The sequence below is a fragment of the Rhodococcus sp. P4_B6 genome (genome assembly GCF_056402215.1).
The window spans coordinates 1-9,348 of record NZ_JBFUHV010000253.1; the positions used below are offsets into that span (position 1 = coordinate 1).

Sequence of the window (9,348 nt, forward strand, 5' to 3'; positions counted from 1 at the left end):
GGCCCGCACCGTGCCGTCGACGAGTCCGTCGAGGTACCGATCCTGCAGGGTCGTGTTCGGTGAACCGGCGAGACCGGCGACGACGCCGTGATGCTGCATCCACGTGAACGCCGTCGCGAGGCAACCGCCGCACAACGTCTCCATCACGTCGACCAGCACCGACGGCGTCACTCCCTCTTCGCCGGGTGCCGCGAGTCCGTAGAAGCCGTCGGCGGCGAGAGTCTCGAAGTGACTGTCGGGAATCTCGCCGTCGGCATCGACGCTGTCGGCCACCGGGAACAGCACGTTCTCGGCGATCTCACGCGCCATCTCGGTCCAGTTGCTCACGCCCCGAGAGTAGCCGGTCGACGCTGCCGATCAGGTGAACTCCACCCCCTGCGCGAGCGGGAGTCGATCGGAGTAGTTGACGGTGTTCGTCGCGCGGCGCATGTAGGCCTTCCACGCGTCGGATCCGGACTCGCGTCCGCCGCCCGTCTCCTTCTCGCCGCCGAACGCCCCGCCGATCTCCGCCCCCGACGTGCCGATGTTGACGTTCGCGATGCCGCAGTCGGAACCGTCTGCCGCCAGGAACCTCTCGGCCTCGCGCTGATCGGTGGTGAAGATCGACGACGAGAGTCCCTGGGGCACTTCGTTGTGCAACGCGATCGCCTGGTCGAAGTCTTCGTAGGTGAGCACGTAGAGGATCGGTGCGAACGTCTCCTCCTGCACCACCGACGTCTGCGCGGGCATCCGGACGAGGGCGGGCGAGACGTAGTAGGCGGAGTCGCTGCCACCGCTGCGTTCGCCACCGCAGACGACGGTCCCGCCGTCGGCGCGGGCCTTGTCCAACGCGGTCTGCATGGCGTCGAACGCGGAGCGGTTCACCAGCGGACCGACGAGGACGCCGTCGTCGAACGGGTTCCCGACCTTCAGCTGGCCGTACGCCGAAGAGATGCGTTCCACCAGTTCGTCGGCGACGGACGCGTGCACGATCAGCCGTCGCAGCGACGTGCAGCGTTGTCCCGCGGTGCCCGCGGCGGAGAACACGACGCCCCGCACGGTCAGATCGAGATCGGCGGACGGTGCCACCACCGCCGCATTGTTGCCGCCCAGTTCGAGCAGGCATTTGCCGAAGCGCGCGGCGACGCGCGGTCCCACGGCGCGACCCATCCGCACCGAACCGGTGGCGCTGACCAACGCGACGCGTGCGTCGTCGACGAGCCGTTCGCCGACGTCCCCCGCACCCTGGATCAGGGCGTGGATCCCGGCGGGTGCACTGACGTCCCGGGCGGCGCGCGCCAGCAGGGCGTCGCACGCGATCGCCGTCAGCGGCGTCCGGTCCGACGGCTTCCACACCACCGTGTCACCGCAGACCAGCGCGACCGCGGTGTTCCACGACCACACGGCCACCGGGAAGTTGAACGCCGAGATCACCCCGACGACTCCCAGCGGATGCCACGTCTCCATCAGCCGATGTCCCGGACGTTCCGACGCCATCGTCTTGCCGTACAACTGGCGGGACAGTCCGACCGCGAATTCGCAGATGTCGATCATCTCCTGCACTTCGCCCTGCGCCTCGGACGGAATCTTGCCTGCCTCGAGGGTGACCAGTTCCGCCAGATCGGTCTTGTGTTCCGTCAGGAGCTGACCCAGACGGCGCACCACGGCGCCGCGCTGGGGGGCAGGGACGGAACGCCATTCGAGGAAGGCCTCGTGGGCCGCGGTGATCGCCCGGTCCACGTCCTCCGCGCTGCTCGCCGTCACCGTGCGCAGTTCGGTCCCGGTGATCGGTGTGCGCGCGACGAGCGGTCCCCCGCCGTCGGTGATCTCGGCACCGCACCTGATCAGTGCTTGCTCGGCGCGTCGGCACAACTCCTCGGGGGCGGGAAGGTTCACGATGCTGTCCTCTCTCGGGAATGGTCCTGCTGCTGTCGGTAGAGCATGAACGGGTCGTGCACGGCCCGGCCGAGTGTCTCGGAGAGCCACGGTAGGTGGTCGGGGCCGGAGCCGACCGGCATCGGCGGGAAGTCCTCATAGAGGATCGGCTCCGCGCCGGTGCGGCGGTGCGTGAAGTACGCCAGCCCGCCGGCCTCCAGTTCCGCTTCCGTCTGCGGAATTTCGTCGTCGCCGTGGGCGGCGTACAGTTCCTGTCCTTCGGGTGTCAGTGCCATGCCACGTGATTCCGCCACGAGGACGCCGCCCGGTGTGCCGGCGGCGCCGAACGACACCCGTCGCACCAGGACGTCCGGGCCGCCCCGTGCGGGCCGAGGGCCGGTGCCGTCGATCCTTCTCAGGCCGTGCCGCGCCGACCGACGGCACAGGTCGTCGATGTCGAAGACTCGCGGTGCGAGGTGCACGACCCGCACGCCCGTGCGCCCACCGAGGCCGGCGGCGACGGGTGCGACGCGTTCGAGCGCGGAGAGCCAGGATCGGTCGGCCGCGGTGTCCGACGGTGCGAACGCCGTGACCGCGAGCGCGACGAACCGTTCCGCCGTCGGCGCGGTCAGCCCGCTCTCCTCGGTCGCGAGTGCGGCCAGGTGCAACAGCTCCGTGGGAAACACGCTGCGGGCGGCGAGGACATTCTCGAGGCGGTGCTGCAGATCACCGTCGAAGAACCGGCGATCGGCCGTGGTGAGCATCGACGTGAACATCCCGAACGGGTTGCGGGCCAGTTCGATCGGGTCGACGGGACGGAACCCCGTCGAGACGACGGGCGCCGGCTCGGGTGCGTCGCGCCGGTCGTAGCAGCCGACGGGGTGCATCCCGAAGCCCGAGAACAGGATGGCGGCCTGACGAAGCTCCGTGGGTCCGCCCAAGCGGATCGCGCCGTGGCGCTCCACGGTGATCCGGGCGAGGCCACCCCGGCGTTCGGCGCCGGCCGGGTTTCTCGCTGCGAAGTCCGCGTTGACCTCGTCGGCCACCTCGACCAGCGTGTCGTAGGCGGGCACCGTCCGGCCGTACGCCGCGCCCAGTGCGCGGGCGAAGCGGGCGCGGAGCTCCCACGTTTCAACCATGATGCACCTCCGCTGGGCTAGCCTGCGCTGGTGGTGGAATCTTTCCGTAGCGACGCACCCCATACTCCTCTCGACGACATCGATCGGGTACTGATGCAGGAGCTGGTGGCCGACGGCCGGGCGACCCTGGCGACACTCGCCGAGAAGGCCGGGCTGTCGATCTCCGCGGTGCAGTCGAGGGTGCGCAGGCTCGAGGCCCGCAAAGTGATCCGCGGGTACACCGCGAAGATCGATCCGGATGCGCTCGGGCACGGTCTGTCCGCATTCGTCGCGATCACCCCTCTCGATCCGTCGCAGCCCGACGACGCGCCCGCCCGATTGCGGAACCTCCCCGCGATCGAGGCGTGCCACTCGGTCGCGGGGGAGGAGAGCTACGTGCTGCTGGTGCGCGTCGCCTCGCCGCGGGAGCTGGAACACCTGCTGCAGGAGATCCGCGCCACCGCCAACGTGCATACGCGCAGCACCATCATCTTGCAAACATTTTACGACAAGTGAGCCCCGTACCGGATATGTTGCCGAATCGTCGCCGGCAGACAGGAATTTTGACGTAATCTCTCGGTATGAGCACAGCGATTCGTTTTACCGGAGATGGGGGCGAGCTGCCGGCGAGCCAGGTGCACGACGTGCTGCGCGAGCGCATTCTGGTCGACGGGTTCGACCTGGTGCTCGACCTGGACCGCTCACGCGGCACGCATCTCGTCGACCTGCGGGACGGCACCAGCTATCTGGACATGTTCGGATTCTTCGCGTCATCGGCCCTCGGGATGAACCACCCCGCACTGGCGGACGACGACGCGTTTCGCCGGGAACTGGCGGCGGCGGCGATCAACAAACCGAGCAACTCCGACATCTACACCGTCCCGATGGCACGGTTCGTCGAGACGTTCGCCCGGGTGCTGGGCGATCCCGCACTACCGCACCTCTTCTTCATCGACGGTGGCGCGCTCGCCGTCGAGAACGCGCTGAAGGCGGCGTTCGACTGGAAGAGCAGGCTCAACGAGAGCCGGGGCCTCGACCCGGCACTCGGCACGAAGGTGCTCCATCTGACCGAGGCCTTCCACGGGCGCAGCGGATACACCATGTCGCTCACCAACACCGAGCCCGGCAAGGTGGCGCGGTACCCGAAGTTCGACTGGCCGCGTATCGACTCCCCGTACCTCGCGGACGGGCGGGACGTCGAGGAAGCCGAACGGCACGCACTGGATCAGGCGCGTCGCGCGTTCGCCGAGAACCCCTCGGACGTGGCCTGTTTCATCGCCGAGCCGATCCAGGGTGAGGGTGGAGACCACCACTTCCGCCCGGAATTCTTCCAGGCGATGGAGGCACTCTGCCGCGAGAACGACGCCCTCTTCGTCTTCGACGAGGTGCAGACCGGCTGCGGTCTCACCGGAACCGCCTGGGCGTACCAGCAACTGGGGGTGCACCCCGACGTCGTCGCGTTCGGCAAGAAGACCCAGGTCTGCGGAATCATGGCCGGCGGCAGGGTGGACGAGATCCCCGACAACGTGTTCGCCGTCAGCTCGCGGATCAACTCGACCTGGGGCGGCAACCTTACCGACATGGTGCGGTCCCGCCGGATCCTCGAGATCGTCGAGGAGGACAGGCTCGTCGACCGGGCCCGGATGACGGGGGCGCACCTTCTCGGACGGCTCCGGGAACTCGCGCGGGCGAACGCCGACGTGACCGAGCCGCGGGGGCGGGGCCTGATGTGCGCGATCACGCTTCCCACCCCGCAGCGGCGGGACCGGGTCGTCGCGGACCTGAGGGACCGGGAGCGGGTGCTGATCCTGCCCACCGGCAAGTGCGGGATCAGGTTCCGTCCACCGCTGACGGTGACGACCGCGGAACTCGACGCCGCCGTGGATGCACTGGCACGGGTGCTGGGCGGTACCGTCGACGCATGACGCCGATTCCGCTCACGTCCGTGCCCAATCTGCGAGACGTCGGCGGATACCGAACCGGGGACGGCGCGAAGGTGCGCACCGGTGTGTTCTACCGTTCGACCGATCTCAGCCGGGTCGCGGACGCGGACATGCCGCTGCTCGATGGCCTCGGGATCCGGACGGTGTACGACCTGCGGACCGCCGACGAGCGTGACGCGGCCCCCGACATACTCCCGAACGGGGCCCGCGCGGTTGCGTTGGACGTGCTCGCCGACAAGGGGATCCGCTCGATCCCCGCGCAGATGCTGCAGGTGATCGCCGACCCGATGATCGCCGAACGCGAACTCGGCGGTGGACGCGCCATCGAGTATTTCGAGGGCAGCTACCGCGATTTCGTCGCGATGCCCAGTGCGGTGTCCTCGTACCGGGAACTGTTCGGCGGTCTGGCGTCGAACGGCAACACGCCGGCCCTCGTACACTGCACCACGGGGAAGGACCGGACGGGGTGGGCCACGGCGGCGCTGCTGCTGCTCCTCGGGGTCGCCGAGGACGACGTGTTCCACGACTACCTGCTGACCAACGAACTCCTGCTGCCGGCGTTCGCGGGCGTGTTCGAGAAATTCGTCGACGCGGGTGGAGATCCGGCGCTGCTCGAGCCCGTGCTCGGGGTCCGCGAGCAGTATCTGCAGGTGTCGCTGGCCGTCATGCGCGAGCGTTACGGGACGGTCGAGCGGTACTTCTCCGACGGACTCGGCCTCGACGCGGGAGTTCAGACTCTGCTGCGGGAGCGCATGATCGCGGACTGAGCGGACAACCCGATCGCCACACCCACCATGTCCGCGCAGAGATCCCAGACCGAACCGTGCCTGCCGATCGGCAGCACGCCCTGCAGTATCTCGGTGATCACCGCGAACGCCGCGAGCCAGAGCACCGTGATCCGTGGCGTCAGAAGGGCATACCGGGAGGCGGCCGCCAGCGCCGCGAACAGCAGCGTGTGCACCACCTTGTCGGCATGTTCGGGACCCGACGGTGTCGCGGACGCGGGAGACAACAACATCACCAGCGCCAGCACGGTGAGGGCCGCCACCGGAACGGAACGCATGATCACCGCTGGACCGTGAACCCCAGTGCGCCCTCCGCAAACCGTTGCACCGCATCCGATCCGCTCGCGAGTGCGTCCTCGTGACCGGCCCGCGCCCACCCGGTGAGGGTCGCGGATTCACCGGACGGAGTGAGCCCCACCTCGGCGAGCAGTTCGCCGGTGTTGGGCTGGCAGATCGCCCACGAATAGTGCTCGTCGCTCAGCCACTGCGCCGTGCGGCGGGCGATGTAGCCGGGTTCGGTAATTCCACCGTCCGCGAGCGCCGGACGGTCGTTGACGCGCTCGTCCTCGCGCAGTGCGCGCAGATACCAGCCGCCTGCATTGACCTCCACCGGTTCCATGTCAGCGGTCCCGGTCGCGGCGGCCGCGGCGACGATCTCGATCGTGCCGGTCGTCGCGGGTGCCGAACAGGATGGCGCCGGCGGCAGGGATCATCAGGAAGAACAGCCAGCTGTTGTCGACGGGGACGACGAAGAACAGCACGAGGGCGATGAGCGGGATCACCGACATCACGATGCGACGCCAGTTCTGGTCGTGGCCGGTGTCCGCTCCGTCGGCCTTGGCGGGCGCGGCGGCCGTGGTCGCGGGGAGGTCGGTGAACACTCGATCGAGTTCGCCGCGGGTGGTGGCATTCGTGACCGCGAGACTGCGCTCGTCGAACTCGGGGACCGTCAGACGGCCCGCGGCGAAGTGTTCGCTCAACGAGTTCAGGGCCTGCTCACGTTCGGCTGTGCCGATACGGATCTCGGGAACGTCAGACATGCGTACAGACTACTGTGAGTCCTTCTCGRCCCCGGGGCCGAGAAGGACTCACGAGTGGTGCAGGCGCCTACTTGAGCTCGGCGAGGACGGTGCCCTGGGTGATGGCGGAGCCGGGTTCGACGGCGAGGCCGGTGACGGTGCCGGCCTTGTGGGCGTTGACGGGGTTTTCCATTTTCATGGCCTCGAGGACGGCGATGAGGTCGCCCTCTTCGACTTGCTGKCCTTCTTCGACGGCGACCTTGACGACGGTGCCCTGCATGGGGGCGGTGACGGCGTCACCGGAKGCGGCGCCGCCGTGGGCGCCGCCGCGGGTGCGGGCCTTGGGCTTCTTACGGGCCGCCCCGGGTGCGTTTCCGCCGCCGGTGCCGAGGGTGAACTGGCCGGGCAGCGACACCTCGACGCGGCGGCCGCCGACCTCGACGACGACGTTCTGCCGGGGCAGGGTGTCCTCGTCGTCGAGSGGGGCTSCGCCGGTGAAGGGTTCGATCTGGTTGTCCCATTCGGTTTCGATCCACTTGGTGTAGACGTCGAATGAGGTGCCGTCGCCGATGAAGGCGGGGTCGGAGACGATGGCCCGGTGGAACGGGATGACGGTGGCGAGGCCTTCGACCTGGAATTCGGCGAGGGCGCGGCGGGCCCGGGCGAGGGCTTCGTCGCGGGTGGCGCCGGTGACGATCAGTTTGGCGAGCATGGAGTCGAACTGGCCGCCGATCACSGATCCGGTTTCGACGCCGGAGTCCATYCGGACGCCGGGGCCGGTGGGGGGCACGAACTTGGTGACCGGTCCGGGGGCGGGCAGGAAGCCGCGGCCGGCGTCCTCACCGTTGATGCGGAATTCGAAGGAGTGGCCGCGGGGGGTGGGGTCCTCGRKGAKGTCGAGGKGGTCGCCGTTGGCGATCTTGAACTGTTGCAGCACCAGGTCGATGCCGGCGGTTTCYTCGGTGACGGGGTGTTCGACCTGCAGGCGGGTGTTGACCTCGAGGAAGGAGACGGTGTCGCCCTGGACGAGGTATTCGACGGTGCCGGCGCCGTAGTAGCCGGCCTCTGTGCAGATGGCCTTGGCGGAGCTGTGGATGCGGTTGCGTTGGTCGTCGGTGAGGAACGGGGCGGGGGCCTCCTCGACGAGTTTCTGGAAGCGGCGTTGCAGGGAGCAGTCGCGGGTGCCGGCGACGATGACGTTGCCGTGCTGGTCGGCGATGACCTGCGCTTCGACGTGCCGGGCCTTGTCCAGATACTGTTCGACGAAGCATTCGCCGCGGCCGAASGCGGCGACGGCCTCGCGGGTGGCGGAGTCGAACAGTTCGGGGATTTCCTCGATGGTGTGSGCGACCTTCATGCCGCGGCCRCCGCCGCCGAAGGCGGCCTTGATGGCGACGGGGACGCCGTATTCCTTCGCGAAGGCGACGACCTCGTCGGCGTTKYKGACGGGGTCCTTGGTGCCGGCGGCCATCGGGGCCTTCGCYTTTTCGGCGATGTGGCGGGCGGTGACCTTGTCGCCGAGGTCGCGGATCGATTGTGGGGAGGGGCCGATCCAGATCAGGCCGGCGTCGATCACGGCCTGGGCGAAGTCGGCGTTTTCGGAGAGGAAGCCGTAGCCGGGGTGGATGGCGTCGGCRCCGGACTTGKTGGCGGCGTCCAAAATTTTGTCGAACACCAGGTAGGACTCGGCGGAGGTCTGTCCGCCGAGGGCGAAGGCTTCGTCGGCCAGGYGCACGAACGGGGCGTCGGCGTCGGGTTCGGCGTAGACGGCGACGCTGGCCAGGCCGGCATCGGCGGCGGCCCGGATCACCCGCACTGCGATCTCACCGCGGTTCGCGACGAGCACCTTGGAAATACGTGCACTACTCATCGAAATGTCTTCCCTTTTCTACAGTTTCAGTAGCCTGCGTTGACCAGGACGGCAGCGGCGGCTACTTGCCGGCGCAGAATGAGGGCGGGGGTGCCCCACGAATCGTCATCGGACGCGGGCGTTTCCGCCGCGGAACCGGACGAGGCGATCGCAGCGAACACTGCGAGCACCGCGGCGATGTCCGTGTCGCTCGGGTTGCCCGAGAACGTCACGGCCGGCGCCGCCGGCGGCTCTTCGGCGATGCCGGAGCCCAGCGCGATCTCGTCGAGCACCTCGTCGACCGCCAGTTCCGCGGTCAAGGTGCCGAATGATTCGCCGCCGCTCATAGCGGGATGTTCCCATGCTTCTTGGGCGGGAGGGTGACCATTTTGCGTTCGAGCAGGCGCAGGGCGGCCACGATCTGCCCGCGGGTGTGGGACGGGGGGATGACGGCGTCGACGTAGCCGCGTTCGGCGGCGACGTACGGGTTGACGAGGGTGTCCTCGTACTCCTGTTGCAGTTGCAGGCGCAGCGCATCGACGTCGTCACCGTTCTTGGCGGCCTCGAGCAGGCGTTTGCGGTAGACGAACCCGACGGCGCCGGAGGCGCCCATCACGGCGATCTGGGCGGTGGGCCAGGCCAGGTTGACGTCGGCGCCCATGTGCTTGGAGCCCATCACGTCGTAGGCGCCGCCGTAGGCCTTGCGGGTGATGACGGTGATCTTGCCGACGGTGGCCTCGCCGTAGGCGTAGAGCAGTTTGGCGCCGCGGCGGATGATGC

At 68.7% G+C, this 9,348-nt stretch carries 12 protein-coding genes; 3 read left to right on the top strand and 9 right to left on the bottom strand.

What is annotated here, in order from left to right; all coding sequences use genetic code 11:
- From AC1DWT_RS47005 to AC1DWT_RS47015, 3 genes are all read right to left on the bottom strand, one after another.
- A partial coding sequence (locus AC1DWT_RS47005; RefSeq protein ID WP_477925893.1) for an acyl-CoA dehydrogenase family protein occupies nt 1–327 on the bottom strand: 327 nt, incomplete at its 3' end.
- A 30-nt stretch (nt 328–357) separates the two neighbouring features.
- Nucleotides 358–1,875 carry an L-piperidine-6-carboxylate dehydrogenase gene (amaB, locus tag AC1DWT_RS47010; protein WP_477925894.1) on the bottom strand — a complete coding sequence of 506 codons (1,518 nt, stop codon included), beginning with the start codon at nt 1,873–1,875 and terminating at the stop codon, nt 358–360.
- Nucleotides 1,872–2,993, bottom strand: a complete 1,122-nt coding sequence (locus tag AC1DWT_RS47015) for a 2-oxoadipate dioxygenase/decarboxylase family protein (protein ID WP_477925895.1) — start codon at nt 2,991–2,993, stop codon at nt 1,872–1,874. The genes amaB and AC1DWT_RS47015 overlap by 4 nt, the downstream gene beginning before the upstream one ends.
- Nucleotides 2,994–3,023: 30 nt before the next feature.
- Here AC1DWT_RS47015 and AC1DWT_RS47020 point away from each other — a divergent pair, with 30 nt between their 5' ends.
- The 3 genes from AC1DWT_RS47020 (at nt 3,024) to AC1DWT_RS47030 (ending at nt 5,682) form a co-directional block, all read left to right on the top strand.
- Entirely contained in the window at nt 3,024–3,488 is a 465-nt protein-coding gene (locus tag AC1DWT_RS47020) for an Lrp/AsnC family transcriptional regulator (protein WP_072949047.1), read from the top strand.
- Between the two features lie 65 nt (nt 3,489–3,553).
- On the top strand, nt 3,554–4,897 hold the full coding sequence (gene lat, locus AC1DWT_RS47025; RefSeq protein WP_072949049.1) for an L-lysine 6-transaminase: 1,344 nt from the start codon (nt 3,554–3,556) through the stop codon (nt 4,895–4,897).
- Nucleotides 4,894–5,682: a tyrosine-protein phosphatase gene (locus tag AC1DWT_RS47030; protein ID WP_072949051.1), complete on the top strand. Its 789-nt coding sequence runs from the start codon at nt 4,894–4,896 to the stop codon at nt 5,680–5,682. The genes lat and AC1DWT_RS47030 overlap by 4 nt, the downstream gene beginning before the upstream one ends.
- Here AC1DWT_RS47030 and AC1DWT_RS47035 read toward each other — a convergent pair.
- The 6 genes from AC1DWT_RS47035 to AC1DWT_RS47060 all read right to left on the bottom strand — a co-directional run.
- Complete coding sequence (locus AC1DWT_RS47035) at nt 5,646–5,978, bottom strand: VanZ family protein (protein ID WP_072949060.1); 333 nt, start codon at nt 5,976–5,978, stop codon at nt 5,646–5,648. The two genes, AC1DWT_RS47030 and AC1DWT_RS47035, sit on opposite strands and share 37 nt — an antisense overlap.
- Nucleotides 5,979–5,980: 2 nt before the next feature.
- Entirely contained in the window at nt 5,981–6,319 is a 339-nt protein-coding gene (locus AC1DWT_RS47040; RefSeq protein WP_072949053.1) for a hypothetical protein, read from the bottom strand.
- Nucleotide 6,320: 1 nt separating this feature from the next.
- Complete coding sequence (locus tag AC1DWT_RS47045; RefSeq protein WP_072949054.1) at nt 6,321–6,740, bottom strand: DUF1707 SHOCT-like domain-containing protein; 420 nt, start codon at nt 6,738–6,740, stop codon at nt 6,321–6,323.
- Nucleotides 6,741–6,807: 67 nt separating this feature from the next.
- Nucleotides 6,808–8,589, bottom strand: a complete 1,782-nt coding sequence (locus AC1DWT_RS47050; RefSeq protein ID WP_477925896.1) for an acetyl/propionyl/methylcrotonyl-CoA carboxylase subunit alpha — start codon at nt 8,587–8,589, stop codon at nt 6,808–6,810.
- A 26-nt stretch (nt 8,590–8,615) separates the two neighbouring features.
- Nucleotides 8,616–8,915, bottom strand: a complete 300-nt coding sequence (locus AC1DWT_RS47055; protein WP_095865490.1) for an acyl-CoA carboxylase subunit epsilon — start codon at nt 8,913–8,915, stop codon at nt 8,616–8,618.
- On the bottom strand, nt 8,912–9,348 hold a 437-nt coding region (locus AC1DWT_RS47060; RefSeq protein WP_477925897.1), incomplete at its 5' end, for a carboxyl transferase domain-containing protein. The genes AC1DWT_RS47055 and AC1DWT_RS47060, both read right to left, overlap by 4 nt.

Bases quoted from the DNA above. Each gene is read 5' to 3' on its own strand.
- AC1DWT_RS47015 (WP_477925895.1), bottom strand. From the start codon at position 2,993: ATGGTTGAAACGTGGGAGCTCCGCGCCCGCTTCGCCCGCGCACTGGGC.
- lat (WP_072949049.1), top strand. From the start codon at position 3,554: ATGAGCACAGCGATTCGTTTTACCGGAGATGGGGGCGAGCTGCCGGCG.
- AC1DWT_RS47030 (WP_072949051.1), top strand. From the start codon at position 4,894: ATGACGCCGATTCCGCTCACGTCCGTGCCCAATCTGCGAGACGTCGGC.
- AC1DWT_RS47035 (WP_072949060.1), bottom strand. From the start codon at position 5,978: ATGCGTTCCGTTCCGGTGGCGGCCCTCACCGTGCTGGCGCTGGTGATG.
- AC1DWT_RS47040 (WP_072949053.1), bottom strand. From the start codon at position 6,319: ATGGAACCGGTGGAGGTCAATGCAGGCGGCTGGTATCTGCGCGCACTG.
- AC1DWT_RS47045 (WP_072949054.1), bottom strand. From the start codon at position 6,740: ATGTCTGACGTTCCCGAGATCCGTATCGGCACAGCCGAACGTGAGCAG.
- AC1DWT_RS47055 (WP_095865490.1), bottom strand. From the start codon at position 8,915: ATGAGCGGCGGCGAATCATTCGGCACCTTGACCGCGGAACTGGCGGTC.